This is a genomic window from Methylobacterium sp. 4-46, assembly GCF_000019365.1.
Classification (GTDB): Bacteria; Pseudomonadota; Alphaproteobacteria; order Rhizobiales; family Beijerinckiaceae; genus Methylobacterium.
The window spans coordinates 7,630,756-7,652,792 of record NC_010511.1; the positions used below are offsets into that span (position 1 = coordinate 7,630,756).

The 22,037-nt window shown below is 73.2% G+C and carries 23 protein-coding genes; 18 read left to right on the forward strand and 5 right to left on the reverse strand.

Features of this window, described 5'->3' with window-relative positions:
• Positions 1 to 267: 267 nt before the first annotated feature.
• The gene (locus M446_RS33560; RefSeq protein WP_012336539.1) at positions 268 to 1,836 is read right to left on the reverse strand and encodes a hypothetical protein; all 1,569 of its coding nucleotides are present in this window, start codon (positions 1,834 to 1,836) and stop codon (positions 268 to 270) included.
• Positions 1,837 to 2,202: 366 nt separating this feature from the next.
• The gene (locus tag M446_RS38470) at positions 2,203 to 2,835 is read right to left on the reverse strand and encodes a class I SAM-dependent methyltransferase (protein ID WP_018263089.1); all 633 of its coding nucleotides are present in this window, start codon (positions 2,833 to 2,835) and stop codon (positions 2,203 to 2,205) included.
• Between the two features lie 496 nt (positions 2,836 to 3,331).
• Between M446_RS38470 and M446_RS33570 the strand changes: the two genes are divergently transcribed.
• From M446_RS33570 to M446_RS33585, 4 genes are all read left to right on the forward strand, one after another.
• Positions 3,332 to 3,880 carry a hypothetical protein gene (locus tag M446_RS33570; RefSeq protein ID WP_012336541.1) on the forward strand — a complete coding sequence of 183 codons (549 nt, stop codon included), beginning with the start codon at positions 3,332 to 3,334 and terminating at the stop codon, positions 3,878 to 3,880.
• A gap of 99 nt (positions 3,881 to 3,979) precedes the next feature.
• Positions 3,980 to 4,306 carry a hypothetical protein gene (locus tag M446_RS33575; RefSeq protein WP_012336542.1) on the forward strand — a complete coding sequence of 109 codons (327 nt, stop codon included), beginning with the start codon at positions 3,980 to 3,982 and terminating at the stop codon, positions 4,304 to 4,306.
• Positions 4,307 to 4,453: 147 nt separating this feature from the next.
• Positions 4,454 to 4,681 carry a hypothetical protein gene (locus M446_RS33580; RefSeq protein WP_012336543.1) on the forward strand — a complete coding sequence of 76 codons (228 nt, stop codon included), beginning with the start codon at positions 4,454 to 4,456 and terminating at the stop codon, positions 4,679 to 4,681.
• A gap of 111 nt (positions 4,682 to 4,792) precedes the next feature.
• Positions 4,793 to 5,524 (forward strand): FkbM family methyltransferase, encoded by a 732-nt coding sequence (locus M446_RS33585; protein WP_012336544.1) that lies wholly within the window; start codon positions 4,793 to 4,795, stop codon positions 5,522 to 5,524.
• 12 nt (positions 5,525 to 5,536) lie between these two features.
• Here M446_RS33585 and mutY read toward each other — a convergent pair whose 3' ends face one another.
• Positions 5,537 to 6,754: an A/G-specific adenine glycosylase gene (gene mutY, locus M446_RS33590; protein WP_012336545.1), complete on the reverse strand. Its 1,218-nt coding sequence runs from the start codon at positions 6,752 to 6,754 to the stop codon at positions 5,537 to 5,539.
• Positions 6,755 to 6,875: 121 nt separating this feature from the next.
• Between mutY and M446_RS33595 the strand changes: the two genes are divergently transcribed.
• The 9 genes from M446_RS33595 to M446_RS33635 all read left to right on the forward strand — a co-directional run bounded on the left by M446_RS33595 (position 6,876) and on the right by M446_RS33635 (position 15,701).
• Positions 6,876 to 7,361 carry a DUF721 domain-containing protein gene (locus M446_RS33595; protein ID WP_012336546.1) on the forward strand — a complete coding sequence of 162 codons (486 nt, stop codon included), beginning with the start codon at positions 6,876 to 6,878 and terminating at the stop codon, positions 7,359 to 7,361.
• A gap of 99 nt (positions 7,362 to 7,460) precedes the next feature.
• Positions 7,461 to 8,105, forward strand: a complete 645-nt coding sequence (locus M446_RS33600; RefSeq protein ID WP_012336547.1) for a DsbA family protein — start codon at positions 7,461 to 7,463, stop codon at positions 8,103 to 8,105.
• A gap of 289 nt (positions 8,106 to 8,394) precedes the next feature.
• Positions 8,395 to 11,829 (forward strand): chromosome segregation SMC family protein, encoded by a 3,435-nt coding sequence (locus M446_RS33605; protein ID WP_012336548.1) that lies wholly within the window; start codon positions 8,395 to 8,397, stop codon positions 11,827 to 11,829.
• Between the two features lie 158 nt (positions 11,830 to 11,987).
• Positions 11,988 to 12,365: an AtpZ/AtpI family protein gene (locus M446_RS33610; protein WP_012336549.1), complete on the forward strand. Its 378-nt coding sequence runs from the start codon at positions 11,988 to 11,990 to the stop codon at positions 12,363 to 12,365.
• An 88-nt stretch (positions 12,366 to 12,453) separates the two neighbouring features.
• Complete coding sequence (locus M446_RS33615) at positions 12,454 to 13,209, forward strand: F0F1 ATP synthase subunit A (RefSeq protein WP_012336550.1); 756 nt, start codon at positions 12,454 to 12,456, stop codon at positions 13,207 to 13,209.
• Between the two features lie 112 nt (positions 13,210 to 13,321).
• A complete protein-coding gene (locus M446_RS33620) occupies positions 13,322 to 13,549 on the forward strand; it encodes a F0F1 ATP synthase subunit C (protein WP_012336551.1) in 228 nt (75 codons plus the stop codon).
• Between the two features lie 167 nt (positions 13,550 to 13,716).
• Positions 13,717 to 14,280, forward strand: a complete 564-nt coding sequence (locus M446_RS33625; RefSeq protein WP_012336552.1) for a F0F1 ATP synthase subunit B — start codon at positions 13,717 to 13,719, stop codon at positions 14,278 to 14,280.
• Positions 14,281 to 14,297: 17 nt separating this feature from the next.
• Positions 14,298 to 14,783: an ATP synthase subunit b 1 gene (locus tag M446_RS33630; protein ID WP_012336553.1), complete on the forward strand. Its 486-nt coding sequence runs from the start codon at positions 14,298 to 14,300 to the stop codon at positions 14,781 to 14,783.
• A 660-nt stretch (positions 14,784 to 15,443) separates the two neighbouring features.
• Positions 15,444 to 15,701, forward strand: coding sequence for a DUF6894 family protein (locus M446_RS33635; RefSeq protein WP_012336554.1), 258 nt, complete (start codon positions 15,444 to 15,446; stop codon positions 15,699 to 15,701).
• A 5-nt stretch (positions 15,702 to 15,706) separates the two neighbouring features.
• On the opposite strand, the gene M446_RS33640 is transcribed toward M446_RS33635, so the two are convergent.
• On the reverse strand, positions 15,707 to 16,471 hold the full coding sequence (locus M446_RS33640) for an alpha/beta fold hydrolase (RefSeq protein WP_012336555.1): 765 nt from the start codon (positions 16,469 to 16,471) through the stop codon (positions 15,707 to 15,709).
• Positions 16,472 to 16,645: 174 nt separating this feature from the next.
• On the opposite strand from M446_RS33640, the gene M446_RS33645 reads away from it, so the two are divergent.
• Positions 16,646 to 17,497: an FkbM family methyltransferase gene (locus M446_RS33645; RefSeq protein WP_012336556.1), complete on the forward strand. Its 852-nt coding sequence runs from the start codon at positions 16,646 to 16,648 to the stop codon at positions 17,495 to 17,497.
• Between the two features lie 137 nt (positions 17,498 to 17,634).
• Here the strand turns inward: M446_RS33645 and sfsA are convergent, their stop codons facing one another.
• The gene (gene sfsA, locus M446_RS33650) at positions 17,635 to 18,345 is read right to left on the reverse strand and encodes a DNA/RNA nuclease SfsA (protein WP_043702849.1); all 711 of its coding nucleotides are present in this window, start codon (positions 18,343 to 18,345) and stop codon (positions 17,635 to 17,637) included.
• A gap of 357 nt (positions 18,346 to 18,702) precedes the next feature.
• Here sfsA and M446_RS33655 point away from each other — a divergent pair, with 357 nt between their 5' ends.
• Genes M446_RS33655 through M446_RS33670 form a run of 4 tightly spaced genes read left to right on the forward strand, consistent with a single transcriptional unit; the run spans position 18,703 to position 21,988 of the window.
• Positions 18,703 to 19,455 (forward strand): competence/damage-inducible protein A, encoded by a 753-nt coding sequence (locus tag M446_RS33655; RefSeq protein ID WP_012336558.1) that lies wholly within the window; start codon positions 18,703 to 18,705, stop codon positions 19,453 to 19,455.
• 13 nt (positions 19,456 to 19,468) lie between these two features.
• Positions 19,469 to 19,975: a xanthine phosphoribosyltransferase gene (gene gpt, locus M446_RS33660; protein WP_012336559.1), complete on the forward strand. Its 507-nt coding sequence runs from the start codon at positions 19,469 to 19,471 to the stop codon at positions 19,973 to 19,975.
• 39 nt (positions 19,976 to 20,014) lie between these two features.
• Complete coding sequence (locus tag M446_RS33665) at positions 20,015 to 20,926, forward strand: formate/nitrite transporter family protein (RefSeq protein ID WP_083784785.1); 912 nt, start codon at positions 20,015 to 20,017, stop codon at positions 20,924 to 20,926.
• Between the two features lie 51 nt (positions 20,927 to 20,977).
• Positions 20,978 to 21,988 (forward strand): SDR family oxidoreductase, encoded by a 1,011-nt coding sequence (locus tag M446_RS33670; RefSeq protein ID WP_150108791.1) that lies wholly within the window; start codon positions 20,978 to 20,980, stop codon positions 21,986 to 21,988.
• Positions 21,989 to 22,037: the final 49 nt, after the last annotated feature.

The following is a 22,037-nucleotide window of genomic DNA, read 5'->3' on the forward strand; positions in this document are numbered from 1 at the left end:
ACGAGTCCGAAGTTCCGCTCCGTCGCCTCGCGCGCGGCGCCGGCGCGGGCTTGCCGCGATCACCCGCCCCGGACCGCCGGGATCGGCCGGGTCCGGCGGCGGGCGCCGATCACGGGCCCTCGTGCCGCGCGGGCGGTCGAGGGCGACGCGGACCTGCCGGTCGGCGACGAGCGGCGCCGCGCGGGCCCGCACCCCGGCCTTCTCCCGACGCCCGCCCAGCCGCGCGAGGGCCGGCCTCGCCCGCGCCGGGCCCCGATCCCGGGGCCGTCACGCCGCCATCCCGCCGCCCGACCGGGTGATCACGATCGCGATCGGTTCGCGGCTGTAGGCCGGATCGACGTACGGCTCGACCTGCCAAGCGGTCTCGGAGCCGCCCAGTCGTTCCGCGAGGGCGTCGACGATCTGCCGGTGATCGGACCCGGCGATCCCGATCATGAGCGCGACGCCGTCCGCGGCCAGGAGCGGCAAGGCGTCGACCAGTGTGGCGAGCCGCACCGCGAGGTCCGCGCTCTGATCATCGATCATGAGCTCCACCGACGCGGGAAGACGGCCCCGGAGCGACGCGCCCGGTTCCCCATCCGCGTGCACGGTCGAGATGGAGACCCGCTTGTGACGCACGGCTTGGTCGCGCGTGACCGCGGTGACCGTCGAGCCCGGGAACACCTCGCTCAGGAACTCCAGGTCGAACCCGGTCCGAAACGCGCGTCCCGGCCGAAACCCCGGCAGCCCCGGATAGAGGTGGCGGATGCCGAACTTCACGATGGTGGGAGACGACCAGCGCGACGCGAGGGAATCGAGCAGCCTGGCGCAGGGCGGCTCCCCTTCGAGCGACGAGAAACCCGCGTCCATGATGGTGGACACGGCGTCGGCGCGCGTCACGCCCGCGGGCGGGTTGATGAGGCGGGCCGCGTTCAGCATCTGGGTTCGGACGGAGACCCGCTGCAGCGGATCGGACCGGTATACGGACGACTTCGTTTCCGCCGGAATGGCGCCATCTCCGATGGAGAATTGCGAAATGTAATGTGCATGCGCGGCCGTCTCGCGGAAGATCTGGCCCCACTCGAAGGCCGGATCCCGCATCAGGGCCGCCAGCCAGGACGTGAGCCAGGAATGCACGATCCTGACGTCGGGCCATCCTCCGCATTCCCAGACCTCCTTCCACATCCTGCAGTAGCAATTGTACTGCTCGGCGTTGAGCGCCGCGTCGGAGAACGTGAAGTCGCGCCCGATCAGCTCCGGATGGTAGAGCATGAAGTTCAGGAGGTCCTGGTCGTTGGTGCAGAGCTCCGGCGGCACGGCGCCGCCGTCGCGCAGGCGCTCGCGCCACCCGCGCAGGAAGGCCGCGACGCCCGGCTTGTCCGACCGAAACAGGATCACTCCGGCATTCACGTAGCCGCGCCGGCGCGTGTCGATGAGGGAGGTCGCGGCCCAGTTCCCGTTGACCTGCTCGACCCCATTCTCGCATTCGGCCATCGCCAGGAAGTCGTAATCGTCAAGCCTGTCGAATGCATGACTCAGATCGCCGATCACCAAAGTGTCGCCGTCTATCGACAATGTATAATCGAAAGGGGAGCGATCGCATATCATGACTTTCAAAGAAGGTAATTTTCCTTCGGATTTCAGGTAGGCGAGATATTCGGAGTCGCTCTCTGACTCGATCAAGGGGCAGACATGATCGAAAATATCGCTGAAATTCTTCTTGGTTTCGTCAACGGCGTCCGTGAAGATGGCGATGCCGAGATCCGGATTGGTCGCCCTCAGGCTCTTGGCCGATTCGATGCAGCTCTCGACGTATCGAGCACCGTACGCGCAGTATATCGCTCCACGGTTGTTCATTCTTCATCTCCTGCGACCGCCATCCCGACGCCACGGAACTGGCGGGCGAGCCCGATCCGCCGGACCGGCCTCGTCATCGACGCGCGCGGACGAGCGCCGGCCCGCGGCCTGCGCGGGGGCGAACCGATATCGTCCCCGCCGGGAAACAGGCCGGCGGCCATTCGGTCAAGGCATCGCGGGCGCCCATCCCCGACGGGCGCGGTCCAACCCTTCCGGCCCGCGGCCCCCTGCCCCGTCCGCGGGCGATCCCGCGCGCGGGATCGGGGGCCGGGGAATGCGAAGCGCCCCGGGTGGCGGAGGGGCGGCGGAGGCCGCCCCCGCGATCCGCGTCACGCCCCCGCTGGCGCTCCGAGGCGGGGGGCAGAGTCAATCGACGTGGGACGCCAAGTGCGCCGGCAGCTGCCAGTCGACCTTCGGGTCCGGATGGTGCGCCGGCGGCTCCTTGCTGCCCCTCCAGGCGAAGCCGACGCCGTTCGACGTCTGGCAGGCGCGAGTCTTCCAGCCCTTCCATTTCAAATAGTCCAGGCCCTCGCCGACGGCCGGACAGTAGATGTCGTGGAAAACGATGATGGACTCCGGCAACATGTACCGTTCGACGGCGACGGTATCGACCAGCGGTGCCGGATAACCGTGGTCGCCGTCGAGAAGCGCGAAGGACCAGCGAGGCCGTTCGCCGTTCCGGCGAGCGATCTCGATCGGGATGCCGGGACTGATACCGGCGTGGAGGCGGCAGTTCTGGAGCACGTCCGCGGCGCGAAGAGACGCCACGATCTCCTCCTTCCGGTCGGTCCCGAGGATCGGGTCGACCACCTCGAAACACGAGAAATTCCTGGCAAAGTGCGCGGTGGTCCAAGCGTAGTAGCAGCCGATTTCCAAGCCGACGCCGTGGTTGAATATCTTGGACGCGTTGTACATCAGTATAACTTCGTCGCGGTTTGCGTAGCCGATCTTCTCGAGCGACGCGTGGCAGTACCACGCGTGCGAGAGTCCCTCACGCACGCCAAGCTCCAGCCTGCCCCAGGGCGGCGAGTCCGGCGGCCCCGAGGCCAAATTCGGAAAAGCGTCATCTAAGAAAATTGTCTCAAGATTCGGAGAAACGTAATCACCTGGACGTAACGACATTAGTTCTACCTCGTGAACTGACGGAGTTCGATAACATGTTGTGGAACAGACACAATGCCGGTGCGGTAAAAGGTTAGCTGCTGGGCCACAGCATGGCAAGAACTCCCGCCCGGTCGGTGCAAGCAGTGCCCGGTTCGGGAACGTGTCAGTGCTCGGCGGCGCCCGCGCTCCATTTCTGCCGCGCGATCCGCCCGGCGATCCCGGGCGCGGATCCCCGCCGGCCCGCCGGCAGGGGCCGCGGCGCGCGAACCCGCGGTCCGGCCGGCGCGGGAGCGTGCGGGACAACCCGCGGTCGCGGGCCGGATCGGCAGCGGCGCAACCCGATGTGCGGCGCCGGATCCCGGCCCCGACGGCACGACGGTGAGGCGGGACGATGAGCCCGCTCGACATCTTCGCCATCGGCACCTTCCTCAGCGATCTCGCCGACGCCGTGCCGTCGCTCGTCGGCCTCGCGACGCCGCGCGAGGCCGAGCGGCGCGCCCGCGCCCTGCCCCCGCCGGACGGGACACGGGCGAGCGGTCCCCGGGCGAGGGGTGACGCCCACGCCCCGGCGCGCTTGATCCGAATCAATGCCGCGCGCCTCCACCGGACCCAGGGCTCGGATGCAGGCCGCCGCGTCGCGCGGTCCCGCTGGTCGGAGCCGGCGGGGCGCTCGCCGGCCGAAGCCGTTGCAAGCAAGAGGGATGGGGGCCCGATGAGCGCTCTGTCGCCGCCGCTGCTGTGGACGTTCGGGTTCCTGCTCGGATGCGCGGGACTGCGAACGTCGAGCCGCTACGCGCACCACCTGACGCCGGCTCTGACCTGGGTCGCGGTCGTGCTGGCCTTCGCCGTCCTGTTCGCTCTGAGCCTGCGGACGGACACGGCCCCGGAGCGAGTCCTCGGACGCGATCCCGCGACGATCTCGTTCCTCGAAGCGTTGTAGAAGGCCGGCGAGGCGGCGGTCGCATCGGACCGCCGCGGTTGTAGGCCGGATCAAAGCGGGCGAGCGCGCGCTGCCCGCCCTCTGATCGCGGGGGATCGTGTGAGTGCGGCTCGTCACAACTTCGCCTCTCTGCCCGTTCTGGCGGCTCTGGCCTCGGTCGGCGCGGTTCTCGGCGCCGCCGCGCAGGACCGTCCCGCGACCACGGCCATGAGTTGCGGGCAGGCCCGGGGTCTGCTGAGGGCGCGCGGCGCCCTGGTGATGGGCACCGGCGGCTTCACCTACGACCGCTTCGTGCGCGACCGCAGCTTCTGCGAGCCGACGGAAGTGACCGCGAACGCCTTCGTGCCGACGCGCGACAATCCCCAGTGCCTGGTCGGGTACCGCTGCATCGAGCCCGGGCGGGACTGGTTCGGCGACGACGAGTAGCGCCCGGGACGCGGTCGCCCGCGCTCCGGCTCCGGTCGCGTCGAACCCCGCGGCACTCGTGCCCGCGGCCCAGCCATGCAATCGCTGACGGTGCGTCGCAGCAATCGGCGCAGTAGTTTCGTTGCGACGCGAAGCAAGGAGGAGCCGATGGAAGCCCTCGCCATGCCGCTGGCATCGGCGGCGGTGTTCACGCTGGGATGCGCCATCCTGCAGGTGTTCGGGCGCTACGCGGAGCGTTTCACCCCCGTCCTGGCCTGGACCGCGATGCTGCTCTGCGCGGCCGTGCTCATGGTCGCCAGCGTGCAACATCGGATCGCCCGTGGCGGCGACGATCAGATGCTGCTACCCGACCCCTGGCTCTCGACGATCCCCTGAGTCTCGCCCCTGAGTCTCGCCCCTGAGTCTCGCCCCTGAGTCTCGGGCCGGCGCGGGAGACCGGCGCGCTCCTCGGTTCCCTCGACCGCACGGGTCGGCTACGGTCACGCTATGACGATTTCCTACGCCCAGCGCCTTGAGGACATCCTCCTGCTGCGTGCCCTGCGCGACGTGGAGCGCGGATTCTACGTCGATCTCGGCGCCCACGACCCCGTCATCGATTCCGTCACCAAGCTGTTCTACGAGGCCGGTTGGTCGGGGATCAACGTCGAGCCGTCGCCGCACTGGTTCGCGAAGCTCGCGGCGGACCGGCCGCGCGACGTCAACCTCAACCTCGCGGTGACGGACCGTTCCGGCACGCTCACCTTCCACGAACTGACCGGCACCGGCCTCTCCACCGCCTCCGACCTCTTCGCCGAGCGGCACGTGGCGGCCGGGTTCGAGCGCGTCACCTACGAGGTGCCGACCCGCACGCTGGCGGAGATCTGCGAGGCGCATGCCCCCGGTCCGATCCACTTCCTGAAGATCGACGTCGAGGGGAGCGAGGAGGCCGCCCTGCGCGGCATGGATTTCCGCCGCTTCCGCCCCTGGATCATCCTGGCGGAGGCGACCGAGCCGCTCACGGACGTGCCGAGCTTCGCCGCCTGGGACCCGCTCCTGGTGGAAGCCGGCTACGACTTCGTGCTGTTCGACGGGCTCAACCGGTTCTACGTCGCGCGGGAGCGCCCGGAACTGGCGCGGTTCTTCGTGTGCCCGGCGGACGATTACGTGCGGGCCTGGGCCGTGCGCGCGGAGGAAGCGATGCACCGCGAGATCGCCGCGCTCAAGGCGCGCCCGGCCTGATCGGCGCCGGCCTCAGCGCTTGCGCGGCCCGTCCTTGCGGATGGGCGCGGCCGAGGCCGGGCGGCGCGGCAGCACCTTCGGCAGCGGGCCCCGCCGCGGGGCGGCCGGGGGCTCGGGCGGCGTGGCGAGGTCCGGCGGCGGGGCGGGCGGCGGCGCCGGCGCGGGCCGCGGCTCCAGGGCATGGGCCAGCACCTTCCTCATCGCCCCGGGGAGGGGCTCGTCCGCGAGCGCGTCGCGGGGGGTGAAGCGCATGCCCTCCGGCGCCTCGGTGCGGGCCGCGACGCGGGCGAGGAAGACCGTCAGTTCGAGCGGGAAATGCGTGAAGGTGTGGCGCACCACCCCGGGCAGCCGCTTCCAGCGGGCATCGAGCGGCGCGTCGAGCAGGCCGTGGGCGGGGTCGTAATCCGGCGTCCAGGCGCTCGTCGGCGGCTCCGCCATGCTGCCGAGCAGCCCCTCGGGCGGGCGGGTGCGCAGCAGCACCGCCTCGTCGCCGGCCCGCACCGCCACGAAGGCGGCGCCGCGGCGCAGGAGGCCGGGCTCCCGCCGGACCTTGCGCGGGAAGCTCTCCTGCAGCCCCTCGGCGCGGGCCCGGCAGGGCGCCATCCAGGGGCAGAGGGCGCAGGCCGGCCGCTTGGGCGTGCACAGCGTCGCGCCGAGATCCATCACCGCCTGCGCGAAATCGCCCGGCCGCGTCCGCGGCACCAGCGATTCGGCGAGCGCCCGGATCTCCGCCCGCGCCGCCGGCAGCGGCGTCTCGATCGCGAAGAGCCGCGACACCACCCGCTCGACGTTGCCGTCCACGGCGGCGGCCGGCCGGTCGAAGGCGATCGCCGCGATGGCCCCGGCCGTGTAGGCGCCGATGCCCGGGAGCCGGCGCAGCCCCTCCACCGTGTCGGGGAAGCCGCCCGCCGCCGCCACGGCCTTGGCGCAGGCGTGGAGGTTGCGGGCCCGCGAGTAGTAGCCGAGCCCCGCCCAGGCGCTCATCACCGCCTCCTCGGGGGCCGCGGCGAGCGCCGCCACGGTCGGGAACCGCTCCAGGAAGCGGGCGAAATAGGGCTTCACCGCAGCGACGGTGGTCTGCTGCAGCATGATCTCCGACAGCCAGACCCGGTAGGGATCGGGCACGCTGCCCGGCGCGGCGCGCCAGGGCAGCGTGCGGCGGTGGCGGTCGTACCAGACCAGGAGGTCGGCTGCGTCCGGCCTTGAGTGCGACGCGGCGGGCGCTACCATGCCGCCTCGCTTAGCCCGTTTTCCCGCCCCTGGGGAGCGGCCTCGCGGCGCCCTCCCGGGGGAACGAAGCCTTCATGCCCGCCGGGGTCTCGTGCTCCGCAAACGCCAGGATGACGCCCCGATGGCCCGCCCCAAGCCCCTGAGCGAACTGATCGAGCGGTCCCTCGGGCCGGTCTTCGCCGCCCAGGGTTTCGCCTCGACCGACATCCTCGCGTCCTGGCCCGAGATCGTGGGCGAGCGGCTCGCCGGCTTCTGCCAGCCGGAGAAGTTCGAGTGGCCGCGCCGCCACGGCGGGCGGGCCGGCGAGGCGCGCCCGGCGCCCGGCACCCTGGTGGTGCGGGTCGAGGGAGCCTTCGCCCTCGAACTCCAGCACCTCGCCCCCCTGGTGATCGAGCGGATCAACCGGCATTACGGCTTCGCCTGCGTCGGCCGGCTGAGCCTGCGCCAGGACCGGATCGCCCGCGGCGCCAAGCGCGCGCCCGCGCCCCCGAGCCTCGATCCGGCCCGCCGGGGCGAGGTGGCGAAGGCGGTCTCCGCCATCGGCGAGGACGGGCTGCGCGACGCCCTCGACCGGCTCGGCATCGCCGTGATGACCGCCCGCGGGTGAGGGTGCGCGGCCCGGGCGACACCCCGGCGCCTTGCCAGGACGCGGCGGCGATTCTACCGCTCCCGTTCCACTCCCCCGGCTCGTCTCGGAGACCCATCCATGATCACCCGGCGCGACGCGTTGACGCTCACCGGCTCGGCCCTCGGCGCGGCCCTGCTGCTGCCCGGGCTGCGGCTTCCTGCCCTCGCGCAGGCCGCCTCGCCGGATGCCCTGATGCAGCCCGGCCCCCTCGGCGACGTCTGGCTCGGGCCGGCCGAGGCGAAGTGCACCATCATCGAGTACGCCTCGATGACCTGCTCGCACTGCGCGGCGTTCCACAAGACCACCTGGCCGGCGCTCAAGGAGCGCTGGATCGACACCGGCAAGGTGCGCTTCACCCTGCGGGAATTCCCCCTCGATCCGCTCGCCACGGCGGCCTTCATGCTGGCGCGGGCGGACGATTCGGCGCGCTACTACCCGATCACCGACCTGCTCTTCGACCAGCAGCCGACCTGGGCCTTCGTCCCGAAACCCCTCGACGCCCTGGAGCAGATGATGCGCCAAGCCGGCTTCTCCCGCGAGAAGTTCGAGGCGACCCTCAAGGACCAGAAGCTCTACGACGCGATCAACACCGTGAAGGAGCGCGGCATGGCGGTGTTCAAGGTCACCGCGACGCCGACCTTCTTCATCAACGGCCAGAAGTTCCAGGGCGAGGTGTCGATCGAGGGGCTCGAGAAGGTGATCAAGCCGATCGTCGGGGCGTGATCGCGCGCCGCGGCGCGGGCCCCCTTCCCTCCCGCCACCCACAGGAGCCGCCGCCGCGGCGACACGGCGCGAGGCGTTGACCGGGGCCGGCGCGGCCCTCGGGGCGGCCCTGATCTCCGGGCCGCCCTGATCTCCGGGCCGCCCCTCCGCGCGAGGGGTCCGGTTCCTGCGCCAAGACCCGCGCCAAGACCCGCGCCGCGCCAAGACCCACGCCAAGACCCACGCCAAGACCCGGCGCCGGCGCGTCGGATGAGGCGAGGGGCCGCGCCGCGCCTTCCGGTCGTCACCCATGCGTCTCACCCGCCTGCGCATCGTCGGCTTCAAGACCTTCGTCGAGCCGAGCGAGGTCCCGATCGAGCCCGGCCTCACCGGGATCATCGGGCCGAACGGCTGCGGCAAGTCGAACCTGGTCGAGGCCCTGCGCTGGGTGATGGGCGAGAGCTCGCACAAGAGCCTGCGCGCCTCCGGCATGGACGACGTGATCTTCTCCGGATCCGGTGGCCGACCCGGCCGCAGCCACGCGGAGGTGACGCTGAGCCTGGACAACAGCGCCCGCACGGCCCCCGCCGCCTTCAACGGCGCGGACGCGCTCGACGTGACGCGGCGGATCGACCGGGGCGCCGGCTCCACCTACCGCGTCAACGGCCGCGAGGTGCGCGCCCGCGACGTGCAGCTGCTCTTCGCCGACGCCTCGACGGGTGCGCGCTCGCCCGCGATGGTCCGCCAGGGCCAGGTGGCCGAGATGATCGCGGCCAAGCCCCAGGCGCGGCGGCGGGTGCTGGAGGAGGCGGCCGGGATCGGCGGCCTGCATGCCCGCCGCCACGAGGCGGAGCTGCGCCTGCGCGCCGCCGAGGAGAACCTCGCCCGGGTCGAGGACGTGCTCGGCGCGATCAGCTCCGGGGTCGATTCCCTGCGGCGGCAGGCCAGGGCCGCCGCGCGCTACCGCGAGGTCGCCGCCGCGATCCGCCGGGGCGAGGCGCTGCTCCACCTCATCGCCCACGGGCGGGCGCGGGAGGAGGCGGCGCGGGCCGGGCGGGAGGCCGCCGCCGCCGCCGAGCGGGTCGCCGCCGCGCAGGCGGGGCAGGCCGCCGCCGCGACCGCCCAGGCCCTCGCCGCCGCCGGCCTGCCCCGCCTGCGCGAGGAGGAGGCGCGGGCCGCCGCCGCGCTGCAGCGGCTGACCCAGGCGGCGGCGGCCCTCGAGGCCGAGGAGAACCGCGCCGCCGAGCGCCTGCGCGACCTCACCCAGCGCCTCGCCGACCTCGCCCGCGACGCCGCCCGGCAGGCGGAGAGCCGCGACGACGCGCGGGCGAGCCTCGCCCGCCTCGACGCCGAGGCCGCCGCCCTGGCGGCCGACCCGGACGGTGCGGGCGCGCGCGCGGCGGCCGAGCAGCGGGCCGTCGCCGCCGAGGCCGCCCTCGCCGCCGCCGAGGCGGCGCTCTCGGCCGCCCAGGCCGCCGCCGCCGAGGGGAGCGCCCGCCGCGGCGCCCTGGAGCGCGCCCTGCGCGACGGGCGCACCCGCGCCGAGCGCCTCGCCGCCGAGCGGGCGCGCCTCGCCCGCGAGCGGGCCGGCGAGGCCGACGAGGCGCCGGCGCTCGCGCGCCTGCGCGCCGCCCTGGCGGAGGCGTCGGCGCTGAGCGAGCAGGCCGAGGACGAGGCCGCCGCGGCGCGCGAGGACCTCGCGGAGGCCCGCGACGCGGAGGCGCGCGGGCGTCCGGCCCTGGCCGACGCGGAGCGCGAGGCCGCCCGCCGCGAGGCCGAGGCGGGCACCCTCGCGGGCCTGGTGGCGCCTCCCGCGCGCTTCCCGCCGCTCCTCGACGCGCTGCGCGTCGCGCCGGGGCACGAGGCGGCCCTCGCGGCGGCCCTGGGCGAGGATCTCGACGCGGCGACCGACCCGGCCGCCCCCGCCCACTGGGCCGGGGCGCCGGAGGATCCCGCCGACCCACCGCTTCCCGCCGGTGCCCTGCCCCTCTCGCGCGTGGTGGACGGCCCGCCGCTCCTCGCCCGGCGCCTGCGGCAGGTCGGGATCGTCGCCCGCGGCGAGGCCGCCGCCCTGGCGGCGCGCCTGCGGCCGGGCCAGCGCCTCGTCACCCTCGCGGGCGACCTCGTGCGCTGGGACGGCTTCACGGTCTCCGCCGAGGCGCCCTCGCCCGCCGCCCTGCGCCTCGCCGCGCGCGCCCGGCTCGACGCGCTGCGGCAGGCAGCGGCCAAGGCCCGCGAGGCGGCGCAGGCCGCCCGCGCCGCCGGCGCGGTGCGGCAGGAGCGGGCGCGCGAGGCCGCCGCCCGGGAGACGCGGGCCCTCGACGCGGCCCGCCTCGCCCGCACCCGCCTCGACGCGGCCCGCGCCGCCCTGGTGGCCGCGGAGCGCCGCGCGGCCGAGGCGGCGGCGCGGCGCGCGGCCCGGGACGAGGCCGAGGCGCGGCTTGCCGAGGAGGCCGAGGAGGCGGCGGCCCGGATCGAGGCCGCCGAGGACGCCCTCGCGGCCCTGCCGGGGCAGGCGCCGGAGGATCTCGCCCGCCTGCGGCAGGCGGTGGCGACCCGGCGCGCCGCCGCGGCCGAGGCGAGGGCCGCCGCCCTCGCCCTCGCCCGTGCGGCCGCGGAGCGCCGCCGCCGCGCCGCCGCCCTGGCCGAGGAGCGGGCGCGCTGGGGCGACCGCGCCCTGCGCGCCGCGGCCGCCCTCGACGACCTCGCCGGGCGCCGCGCCGCGGCCGAGGAGGAGCGGGCCGCCCTCGCCGGGGCACCCGGCGCCTTCGCGGCCGAGCGGCGGCGGCTCGCGGGCGCCGGCCGGGAGGCCGAGGCGGCGCGGCGCACGGCGGCGGATCGGCTCGCGGCCGCCGAGGCCGGGCTCGCCGAGGCCGACCGGCGCGCCCGGGCCGCCCTCGAGGCCCTCGGCGCGGCGCGGGAGGCCCGGGCCGCCGCGGCGGCGGCGCAGGAGGCGCTGGCGCGCCGCCTCGCCGAGGTCGCCCGGGCGATCCCCGAGACGCTCGGCGCGACCCTGGAGGCGCTCCCCGCCCTCGCCGGCCTCGCCCCGGGCGAGGCCCTGCCGGAGGCGGAAGCGGTCGAGGCCCGGCTCTCCGGCCTGCGGGCCGACCGGGAGCGGATCGGGGCCGTGAACCTGCGGGCCGAGGCGGAACTGGCCGAGGCCGAGGAGCGGCGGGACGCGCTCTCGCGCGAGCGCGACGACCTCCTGGAGGCGATCCGGCGCCTGCGCGGGGCCATCGCGAGCCTCAACCGCGAGGGGCGCGAGCGGCTGCTCGCCGCCTTCGCGGCCGTGAACGGGCATTTCGAGCGCCTGTTCACCACGCTGTTCGGCGGGGGCACCGCCGAACTGACGCTCGTCGATGCCGAGGATCCGCTGGAGGCCGGCCTCGAGATCCTGGCCCGCCCGCCGGGCAAGAAGCCCCAGACCATGACCCTGCTCTCGGGCGGCGAGCAGGCGCTCACCGCCATCGCGCTGATCTTCGCGGTGTTCCTGACCAACCCGTCACCGGTCTGCGTGCTCGACGAGGTCGACGCCCCCCTCGACGACGCCAACGTCGAGCGCTACTGCGACCTCCTCGGCCGCATGGCCCGGGACACCGACACCCGCTTCCTGGTAATCACCCACAACCCCATCACCATGGCGCGGATGGACCGGCTGTGCGGGGTCACCATGGCGGAGCGGGGCGTGTCGCAACTCGTCTCGGTCGACCTCGCGGGGGCGCGGGCGCTCGCCGAGGCGATGTGATGCCGCGGGGCGTGGCCGTTCCCAATCCATAAGGCGGAACAAAGACTTATGGCTACCTCACGGATCCTTGACTCGCACTGTGGGCGAAACTATGGTGCGCCCGCTCGAAGGGGGCACCCGGGCTGGACAACTTCGCCCCTCCGACGCGGAGTCGCGCCATGACCGGCACCGACCCGCGAGACGAGGGCGGCATGGGCCGGGAGCCTGCCCCCGACAGTGATCTCTCCGCGAGGCTCAAGCGTCTCGAAATGCAGATCGACCGGAAGCGGCCCCCCGCCGCTCCCGATCCTTCGTCGCGTTCCGAGACCCGCCAACCCTCGCCGCTCGGCCTCGCGCTGCGTCTGTCGACGGAGTTCGTGTCGGGCGTCGTGGCGGGCGGGCTGCTCGGCTGGGGCCTCGATCGGCTTCTGGGCACCAAGCCCTGGGGCATGATCGTGCTCGTCATCCTGGGCTTCGCGGCGGGAGTGCTGAACGTGATGCGCGTGTCGGGGTTTTTTCGGCCCGCGGACACGAAGAAAAACGAAACGGGGACTTGATCATCGGGTGGATGCCGTGCATCCGCCAGCGCGGATCAGGCGCCGAGCGGACGACCGCGGCGCCGATGGATAGAGGGGCGGGACCGGCATGGCCGTGAAGTTGGATCCGATCCACCAGTTCGAGCTGAAGCCGCTGGTCTCGTTCGGTCATATCGGCCACCAGCACATCGCGTTCACCCAGTCGGCGCTCTACATGTTCGCCGCGGTCGGGATCATCGCGCTGATCACCCTGGTCGCCACCCGCCAGCGCGCGCTGGTGCCGGGGCGGATGCAGTCGCTGGCCGAGGCGTTCTACGAGTTCATCGCCTCCACGGTGCACCAATCGGCCGGGCACGGCAGCGAGCGCTTCGTGCCGCTCGTGTTCTCGCTCTTCATGTTCGTGCTGGTGCTCAACCTGTTCGGGATGATCCCCTACGCCTTCACGGTGACGAGCCACATCATCGTCACCTTCATGCTGGCGCTGGTGGTGATCCTGACCGTGGTCATCTACGGGTTCATGGCGCACGGGGTGCACTTCCTCGACCTGTTCGTGCCGCCGGGCGTTCCGGGCTGGCTGAAGCCGCTCATCGTGGCGATCGAGGTGGTGTCCTTCATCTCCCGCCCGATCAGCCTCTCGGTCCGTCTCTTCGCCAACATGCTGGCGGGCCACATCGCCCTCAAGATCTTCGCGGGCTTCGTCCCGGCCCTCCTCGCCGCGGGCATCTGGGGCATCCTCTCGCCCCTGCCCCTCGCCCTGTCGGTCGCCATCACGGCGCTCGAGATGCTGGTCGCGGTGCTGCAGGCCTACGTCTTCGCGACGCTGACCTCGATCTACCTCAGCGACGCGCTGCATCCCGGCCACTGACGGCCGGTTCCTCCCGGCCGTCCCGGCCGGGGTGCCCCCTCCCCACCCCGGTTCGCCCTGTCGCGGCCGGATCCCACCAGCCAGACGACTAGACGACCTCAGGAGTACTCAGATGGATCCCGTTGCTGCGAAGTACATCGGCGCCGGTCTCGCCTGCCTCGGCATGGCGGGCGCCGCCGTGGGCCTCGGCAACCTCTTCGGCCAGTTCTTCGCGGGCGCCCTGCGCAACCCCTCCGCGGCCGACAGCCAGCGCGCCAACCTGCTCCTCGGCTTCGCGCTGACGGAAGCGCTCGGCATCTTCTCGCTCCTCGTCGCGCTGCTGCTCCTGTTCGCGGTCTGAGGCGTCGACGCCCGGGCGCCTCGTCCGGGAGCGGCCCGTCGCCGCTCCCCGTCTGACGGGCGCCCCCTCCCGTCGCGGAGGCCCGCCGGCGCGCGGGTGCCGCGGCGTCTTGCGCCGGCAGCTCGGCCGGCGCGCTGCTTGAGGCTCCCGCATTCCCGGACGACACGATGGCGCAGCCCACACCCCATGCCGGCCTGCAGGAAGGCCTGATCCACGAGCCGGCCTCCGAGCATGGCGGCGGCTTTCCTCCCTTCCAGAGCACCACCTTCGCGGCGCAGATCCTCTGGCTCGCCATCGCCTTCGGGCTGCTCTACTACCTGATGTCCCGGGTCGCGGTGCCGCGCATCGCCGGCCTGCTGCACGACCGTCAGGCGCGGCTCGCCGCCGATCTCGATGAGGCGTCGCGCATGAAGACCGGCGCGGATTCCGCCCGAGGAGCCTATGAGCGCTCCCTCAAGGAGGCGCAGGACAAGGCCAAGGGCATCGCCCAGGCGACCCGCGACAGCCTCGCGGCCGAGGCCGAGACCCGCCGCAAGGCCCTGGAGGCCGACCTCGCCGCCAAGCTCGCCGAGTCCGAGGCGCAGATCCGCGCCCGCACCGCGACCGCGATGGGCAGCGTGCGCGAGGTCGCGGCCGACGCCGCCACCGCCATCGTCGAGCGCCTGATCGGCCAGAGCCCCGACCGCGCCGCCGTCGAGGCGGCCTACGACCGCACCCAGACCGTGCACTGAGCCGGAGGACCCGAGAGATGTTGGAACCGGAATTCTGGGTCGCGGTCGCCTTCGTGATCTTCTGCGGCATCGTCTGGAAGGCCGGCGGCTTCGACCAGATCATCAACGGCCTCGACCGCCGGGGTGAGCGGGTGCGCCGCGAACTGGAAGAGGCCCGCCGCCTGCGCGAGGAGGCCGCCGCGCTCCTCGCCGACTACCAGAAGCGCCGGGGCGAGGCCGAGCGCGAGGCCGAGGCGATCGTCGCCAATGCCCGGGCGGAGGCGGAGCGCGCCGCCGCCGAGGGCCATGCCCGCCTGAACGACTTCGTCGCCCGCCGCACCAAGGCCGCCGAGGCCAAGATCGCGCAGGCCGAGGCGCAGGCCGCCGCCGAGGTGCGGGCCGCCGCCGCGGAGGCCGCGGTGCGCGTCTCCGAGACCATCCTGCGCGAGAAGGTGACGGGCGACGCCGCCCAGGACCTGATCCGCCGCAGCCTCGGCGACATCCGCACGCGCCTGCGTGCCTGATACGGGATCCGCTTGATCGAAGCGGATCCCGGATCCCAAGCCCGCGCGGCGCCTGAGCGAAGCCGACATCCGCATTGTGAAGCAATCAATCGGATGGCGTATGACCCGCACGGCCCGACGGGCCGCGGGGCCCCACCCGCGCGAGAGAGCCGCCCCCCGGGGCGGCTTTTTTCATGGTCGGGAGCGTCAAGCCGCGACCGGCCGAAGCCCGCGACCTCTGCCGCGACCGTCCCGCGCCGGGCGCGCATGCGACACCCGGTTGATGGCGTCGCCATCTCCCATTTCGGCCATGCGGATGTCGGCCTCGTACAGGCGCCGCGGATCAGCTCGGTCCATAGGCCCGTCGAGGGCCCGCCGCCCCCAGGCTCCGGCCCGCCGATTCGGCTCCCCGGGATAGCCCTCGGTTGAGGCCGGCGGGTGCATTCAGCCTAGTCCGATTTTGTCCATTGCCCAGCGTCAGGCCGCTAAGGGGTATGACTGAAAAGGACTTTTTCGCGCGCGGCGCCCGCCCGAGCGGCCAGTGGAAGCGCTGCCACAAGTTGCTCCGGCCTTGCTGGGAACTAACCTATGTTATATTCGAACCTGGATCGGTGAAGGCTGCGAGGAGCCGTCACCGACAGCAAATACCAAATTCAACTCGGGATGAGGCGTTAAGGATCGATGACCCTCTACTACTTTCATTTCCAGAATGGGTCGCGCATGATCCTGGATGCAGAGGGGATGGACCTTCCGAGCCGGGCGGATGCGCTCGAACGCGCGACCCACCTGGCGACGGACCTTCTGCGGGACGGTGACATCGTCTGCGACTGGCGGCGAAGCGCGATCCGGGTCGAGGACCAGAATCACTGCCGGGTGCTGCGGGTGCCGATGGCGAGCGTTCAGGCGCGGGCCAGCCGCCAGCGACTCCGCGCCCAGTGAGGCTCTCAGGGGCGCTCCGCCAGAAAGCCGAGCACGCCCTGCTTATGCACCTTGTCGCCGACGGCGAGGTTGTGGTCGCGGTTGGGGATCTCGAGGCTGCGCGCCTCCGGGATCAGGGCGGCGAGTGCGGGTCCGGACCCGGCGATGTGGTCGGTGGTGCCGACCGAGACCAGCGTCGGCACCTCGATCTGCGCCACCTCCGCGCGCGAGAGGGTCTGCCGCGAGCCGCGCATGCAGGCGGCGAGCGCCCGGAGATCACTGCGGGTCTGCTCGGCGAAGATCCGGAAGGAGCGCGCCACCGGATCGGTCACGTCGGCGCTCGACGGCGCCTCCATGGCCTCCGAGATGCCGCTCGGCAGCCCCCTGCCCTCGACGAGGTGGATCCCGAGTCCGCCGAGCAGCGCCGAGCGCACCCGGTCCGGATGCAGCAGCGCCAGGAAGGCCGTGATGCGGGCGCCCATCGAGTAGCCCATCACGTCGGCCCGCCCAAGGCCGAGATGGTCGAGGAGCCGGCGCGCATCCTCCGCCATCAGCTCGGACGCGTAGGCCTCCGGCTCGTAGAGCTTGCCGCTCTCGCCGTGCCCGCGATTGTCGAGGGCGATCACCCGGTAGCCCGCCTCCGTGAGCGTCCGGACCCAGCCCGTGTTGACCCAGTTCGTGCGGTGGTTCGAGGCGAAGCCGTGGATGAGCAGCACCGGGTCGCCCGCACCCCGCTCCGGCCGGGCATCCAGATAGGCGATCGTCACCCCGTCGGAATCGAAGGTCTGCATCGGCGGCGGGCTCCCCTGCGGCGTCCCCGCCCTCTATCGGGCAGGACGGCGCCCGGCAATGGCCGGGCGTTGCGGGCAGGACGGCGCCCGGCAATGGCCGGGCGTTGCGGGCAGGACGGCGCCCGGCCATGGCCGGACGTTGCGGGCGGCCCGCCGCGGTGGCATAGGCGCGCGATGGCGACCTCGACCCATGCGATGACCCAATCCCTTGAGCCCTTCGGGACCTACGCGCCCACCGGCCTCGTGCGCTGGATCGTGGCCCGGACCCAGCGCCTGCCGGCGGAGGAATGGGGCGCCCGGCGCCTCGCGCTGATCCTGCGCCGCTGCGCCATCCGCCTGCTGCGCGGCCGGCCCCTCGACGTCGAGCGCTACGGCGCCCGCATGCGGCTGCACCCCTACAACAACAACTGCGAGAAGAAGGTGCTCTTCACCCCGCAGTTCTTCGATCCGGCCGAGCGCCGGCTCCTCGCCGAGCGGCTCCGGCCGGACTGCGTCTTCATCGACATCGGGGCGAATATCGGCGCCTACGCGCTGTTCGTGGCCGGGATCAGCGGGCCCTCGGCGCGCATCCTGGCGGTCGAGCCGCAGCCCGACATCTTCGACAAGCTCGCCTACAACATCGCCCAGAACCCCTTCGGCACGGTCAAGGCGGTGGCCTGCGCGGTGGCCGACAAGGCGGGCGAGCTCACGCTGTTCGTCGACCAGCGCAACAGCGGGGAATCGAGCCTCAAGGTGGTGGGCACCAACGAGGGCGCGGCGATCCGCGTGCCGGCGGTGACGCTCCTCGACCTCGTGCGCGCCGAGGGCCTGCCGCGCATCGACGCGATGAAGCTCGACGTCGAGGGGGCGGAGGACCTGATCCTGGAGCCCTTCCTGCGCAAGGCGCCGCCCGCCCTGCATCCGGGGATCATCGTCCTGGAGGACGGCACCGACCTCTGGCAGACCGACCTCTGCGCCCTCCTGCTGAGCCACGGCTATCGCCGCCTCGCGCGCACCCGCCTCAACCTCATCTTCGAGAAGGCCTGACGGGTGATCCGGGATTGGCTTGATCGAAGCGGATCCCGGATCACGAGCCCGCGCGGCGCCTGAGCGCGGCGCCTGAGCGAAGCCGACATCCGCATGGCCGAAATCGGAGATGGCGAAGCCATCAACCGGATGGCGTATCAGGCCGGCAGCATCGGGATCTCCGCCTCGATGGCGACCTCGTCCGGGTCGAGCCGGCAGCGATAGGCCACGGTCGCGACGCCGGCCTCCTGCGCCCGCCGGAAGGAGGCCGCGAAGGCCGGGTCGACGTCGCCCGCCACGGTGAAGCGTCCGGCCCGCATCTGCACCACGACGATCACCATCGCGCGCCCGCCGCCGCGCACCACCGCGGCGAGCTCCTCCATGTGCCGGGCGCTGCGGGCGGCGATGCAGTCCGGGAACTCGGCGAGGCCGGCGTCCCGCATCATGTGGCAGTTCTTCACCTCGACGTGGATCGGGCCGGCCGGATGCTCGGCCAGGAAGTCGACCCGGCTCGCCCGGCCGTAGCGCACCTCCGGCCGCAGGGACGTGACCCCGGCGAGCGCCGGCAGGCGGCCCTCCCGGAAGGCCTCCGCCACCAGGTGGTTCGGGCGCATCGTGTTGATGCCGACCCATTGCGGGCCGCCCGGCAGGTCGGCCTCGACCATCTCCCAGGACCACGCGAGCTTGCGGCCGGGGCTGGTCGCGGCCGAGAGCAGCACCGGGCGCCCCGGCGCCGCCAGGCCCAGCATCGCGCCCGGATTGGCGCAATGCGCCGTCACCAGGCGGCCGTCGGCGAGTTCGACGTCGGCGAGGAAGCGCTTGTAGCGGCGGACCAGCCGCCCCTCGGTCAGCCGGGACGGGAAGCGCAAGGCGGGCACGCGGGCGACGACATGACCCCCCTTAGCAGGGCGCGCCGCCCGGCGCGACGCCCGTGCCGCCCCCTGCGGCGCTCAGGGGCGCGGCGGCGCCGGCACGATCGCGCAAGATCCAGCGCGTTCCCCGCCGCCCAGCGCTCCCCTCGCCCAGGCCGACGCCGCGCAGGCCGAGCGCCGCGCAGGCCGAGCGCCGCGAAGGTGGCGTCCCGCTCCGCGATGCTCCCGTTGCGGAAGGAGCGCGGGCTGCCGGGCGTCTCGCGCGACCGCGGCGGCGGGTCCGAGACCGCCGGCCCCGGCGCTTGAGCCGCGCGTGGGCGCGCGATACAGCGGGAGCCCAGCCTGGAGGCCCGCGTGAGCGACGACAACCCGAATGCGGTGACGGCGGCCCTGCTCGTCATCGGCGACGAGATCCTCTCCGGGCGCACCAAGGACAAGAACATCGGCTACATCGCCGAGTACCTCACCCAGGTCGGCATCGACCTGCGCGAGGTGCGGGTCGTGCCGGACGTGGCCGAGGAGATCGTCGGCGCGGTCAACGCGCTGCGCGCCCGCTACACCTACCTGTTCACGACCGGTGGCATCGGGCCGACCCACGACGACATCACGGCCGATTGCGTGGCGGCGGCCTTCGGCGTCGGCATCGAGGTCGATCCCCGAGCCCGGGCCATGCTGCTCGAACGCATCCCGGAGGCGGAGCTCAACGAGGCGCGCCTGCGCATGGCCCGCATCCCCTTCGGGGCCGAGCTGATCGAGAACCCGATCTCGAAGGCGCCCGGTTTCATGATCGGCAACGTGATCGTAATGGCGGGCGTGCCCGCGATCATGCAGGCGATGCTCGACGGGATCGCGCCGCGCCTGCGCACCGGCGCCCGGATGCTCGCCGAGACGGTCGAGGCCGGCGGCCTGCCCGAGGGCCTCTACGCCGGCGACCTCGCCGCGCTCGCGGCGCGCTTCCCGGGCGTCTCGATCGGCTCCTACCCGTCGATGACGCCGCAGGGGTTCCGCAACCAGATCGTCGCCCGCGCCAAGGACCCCGCCCAGCTGGCGGCGGCCCGGGCCGAGATCGAGACCCTCGTCGCCCGCCTGCGGGCGGCCCGGGACTGACCGGAGGAACAGGATGGCGGCCCCTGGCGACAAGGCTTTCCCAGTCTCGTGGGACCAGTTCCACCGCGACGCGCGGGCGCTCGCCTGGCGCCTCGCCGGGGCCGGGCCGTTCGAGGCGATCGTCTGCATCACCCGCGGCGGCCTCGTGCCCGCCGCCGTGGTGGCGCGCGAACTCGGCATCCGCCTGATCGAGACCGTCTGCATCGCCAGCTACCACGATTACCAGGAGCAGGGCGCGCTCCACGTCATCAAGGACGTGGCGCCGAGCATCCGCGCGATCGGCGACGGGACCGGGCGCGGCGTCCTCGTCCTCGACGACCTGACGGATACCGGCAAGACCGCGCAGGTGGTGCGGGGCATGCTGCCGAACGCGCATTTCGCCACGGTCTACGCCAAGCCCGCCGGGCGGCCGCTGATCGACACCTTCGTCACCGAGGTCAGCCAGGACACCTGGATCTACTTTCCCTGGGACATGGGCCTCGCCTACCAGGCCCCGATCCATCCGGGCACGGCGGGCTGAGGCGGCCCCTGCGGCGGGAACACGGGGCCGGCGCCGGGCTTGGACCGGGGCCGGGCGTCCCGGCGCGAGACCCCATGCGAGGCCTCATGGGAGGCCTCGTCGCGGGCCTCACGGGAGGCCGCATGTCCGGACCCGAGCCCGAGCGGAGAGGCCGCGAGCACGACGTCGCGGACGAGGTCGAGGCGGAGCGCTGGCCGAGCGCCATCGTCATCCACGAGGTCATCCGCCACGAGGGGGGTCGAGGAACTCGCCCGCACGGTCTCCGCGCTGCTGCTCTCGGGCCTCGCGGCCGGTCTGGCGATGGGCCTCTCCCTCGTGGTCCAGGGCGTGATCCGGGCGCGGCTGCCCGAGGCCCCCTGGCGCGACCTCGTCTCCGGCTGGGGCTACACGATCGGCTTCCTGATCGTGGTCCTCGGGCGCCAGCAACTCTTCACCGAGAACACCCTCACCCCGGTGCTCCCGCTCCTGCACGACCGGACCCTCGCGGTGCTCGGGCGGCTGCTGCGCCTGTGGGGCCTGGTGCTCGCGGCCAACCTCGTCGGCACGATCCTGTTCGCCCTCGCCATCGCCCGCACCGAGGTCTTCGACGAGGGCCTGCGGGCGCAGTTCCGCGACATCAGCCGCCACACCCTCGCGCATCCGTTCTGGCCGACCCTCTCCAAGGCCGTGGTCGCCGGGTGGCTCATCGCCCTGATGGTCTGGCTGCTGCCCGCCGCCGGAGGCGCGCGGCCCTTCGTCATCCTGCTCCTGACCTACGTGATCGCGATCTGCGGCCTCGCCCACGTCGTCGCCGGCTCCGTCGAGGCCGCCTACCTGGTCTTCCTCGGCGAGGCGGGCTGGGGCGACTACGCCGCCCGCTTCTTCCTGCCGACGCTGATCGGCAACGTCTTCGGCGGGGTCGCCCTGGTCGCCGTGCTGAACTGGGGGCAGGTCGCGCCCGACGTCGAGTGAACGCGAGCCGCCGGCATTCGTTGGGCAGGCGACGGACATCCCCCGAGCAGCATGGAGCAGCCAATGGTCTACGCGCACAAGCCCCTCGACCAGCAGGTAATCGTGATCACGGGAGCGTCGAGCGGGATCGGCCTCGCCACGGCGCGCCGGGCGGCGCGCAGCGGCGCCCGGGTGGTGATGGGCGCCCGCAACGCCGAGGCGCTCGCGATGATCCAGGACGAGATCGGGCACGACGGCGGGCAGGCGGCCCACGCGGTCGGCGATGTCGGCCGGCGCGAGGACGTGCAGGCCCTGGCCGATACGGCGATGCAGCGCTTCGGCCGCATCGACAGCTGGGTGAACGACGCCGGCATCTCGATCTTCGGGCGGCTGGAGGAGGTCAGCGACGCGGACAGCGACCGGCTGTTCCGGACGAATTTCTGGGGCACCGTCTACGGCTCGCTGGTGGCGCTCCCCTACCTGCGGCAGCAGGGCGGCGCGCTGATCAATGTCGGCAGCATCGCCTCCGACATGGTGATCCCGCTCCAGGCCATGTACTCGGCGAGCAAGCACGCGGTGCGGGGCTTCACGGACGGGCTGCGGGCGGAGCTGGACATGGAGGGGGCGCCGGTCTCGGTGACGCTGATCAAGCCCGGCTCGATCGACACGCCCCTGACCCACCACGCCCGCAACTACATGGACCGCGAGCCGCAGCTGCCCCCGCCGGTCTACCACCCGGACGAGGTGGCGCGGGCCATCCTGCACGCCGCGGTGCATCCCCAGCGGGAGATCTACGTCGGCGGCGGCGGCCGCGCGATGACCGGCCTCAAGAAGGTGGCGCCCCGCGCCTTCGAGCGCCTCGGCGCCGTGATGTCCCAGGCCCAGCGCGGCGCCGAGCCGCCGCGCGACCCGCGCGGGTCCCTGCACGAGCCGGGCATCGACGGGCAGGTCCAGGGCGGCCACCCGGGCTACGTGCGGCGCACCAGCACCTACACGCGGGCGCAGCTCCACCCGCTGACCACCGGGGCGGTGATGGCCGGGGTCGGGCTCGCGGCGGCGGCGCTGATGAAGCGGCGGGCGTGAGGCGATCGGCCGCCCGGCGCAACTCCTGACGCGGCCCGTCGCGGCCCCA

Coding starts and splice junctions, on each gene's coding strand:
- M446_RS33560 (WP_012336539.1), bottom strand. CDS start 1,836: ATGAACAACCGTGGAGCGATATACTGCGCGTACGGTGCTCGATACGTC.
- M446_RS33570 (WP_012336541.1), top strand. CDS start 3,332: ATGAGCCCGCTCGACATCTTCGCCATCGGCACCTTCCTCAGCGATCTC.
- M446_RS33580 (WP_012336543.1), top strand. CDS start 4,454: ATGGAAGCCCTCGCCATGCCGCTGGCATCGGCGGCGGTGTTCACGCTG.
- M446_RS33585 (WP_012336544.1), top strand. CDS start 4,793: ATGACGATTTCCTACGCCCAGCGCCTTGAGGACATCCTCCTGCTGCGT.
- mutY (WP_012336545.1), bottom strand. CDS start 6,754: ATGGTAGCGCCCGCCGCGTCGCACTCAAGGCCGGACGCAGCCGACCTC.
- M446_RS33595 (WP_012336546.1), top strand. CDS start 6,876: ATGGCCCGCCCCAAGCCCCTGAGCGAACTGATCGAGCGGTCCCTCGGG.
- M446_RS33600 (WP_012336547.1), top strand. CDS start 7,461: ATGATCACCCGGCGCGACGCGTTGACGCTCACCGGCTCGGCCCTCGGC.
- M446_RS33605 (WP_012336548.1), top strand. CDS start 8,395: ATGCGTCTCACCCGCCTGCGCATCGTCGGCTTCAAGACCTTCGTCGAG.
- M446_RS33610 (WP_012336549.1), top strand. CDS start 11,988: ATGACCGGCACCGACCCGCGAGACGAGGGCGGCATGGGCCGGGAGCCT.
- M446_RS33615 (WP_012336550.1), top strand. CDS start 12,454: ATGGCCGTGAAGTTGGATCCGATCCACCAGTTCGAGCTGAAGCCGCTG.
- M446_RS33620 (WP_012336551.1), top strand. CDS start 13,322: ATGGATCCCGTTGCTGCGAAGTACATCGGCGCCGGTCTCGCCTGCCTC.
- M446_RS33625 (WP_012336552.1), top strand. CDS start 13,717: ATGGCGCAGCCCACACCCCATGCCGGCCTGCAGGAAGGCCTGATCCAC.
- M446_RS33630 (WP_012336553.1), top strand. CDS start 14,298: ATGTTGGAACCGGAATTCTGGGTCGCGGTCGCCTTCGTGATCTTCTGC.
- M446_RS33635 (WP_012336554.1), top strand. CDS start 15,444: ATGACCCTCTACTACTTTCATTTCCAGAATGGGTCGCGCATGATCCTG.
- M446_RS33640 (WP_012336555.1), bottom strand. CDS start 16,471: ATGCAGACCTTCGATTCCGACGGGGTGACGATCGCCTATCTGGATGCC.
- M446_RS33645 (WP_012336556.1), top strand. CDS start 16,646: ATGGCGACCTCGACCCATGCGATGACCCAATCCCTTGAGCCCTTCGGG.
- gpt (WP_012336559.1), top strand. CDS start 19,469: ATGGCGGCCCCTGGCGACAAGGCTTTCCCAGTCTCGTGGGACCAGTTC.
- M446_RS33670 (WP_150108791.1), top strand. CDS start 20,978: ATGGAGCAGCCAATGGTCTACGCGCACAAGCCCCTCGACCAGCAGGTA.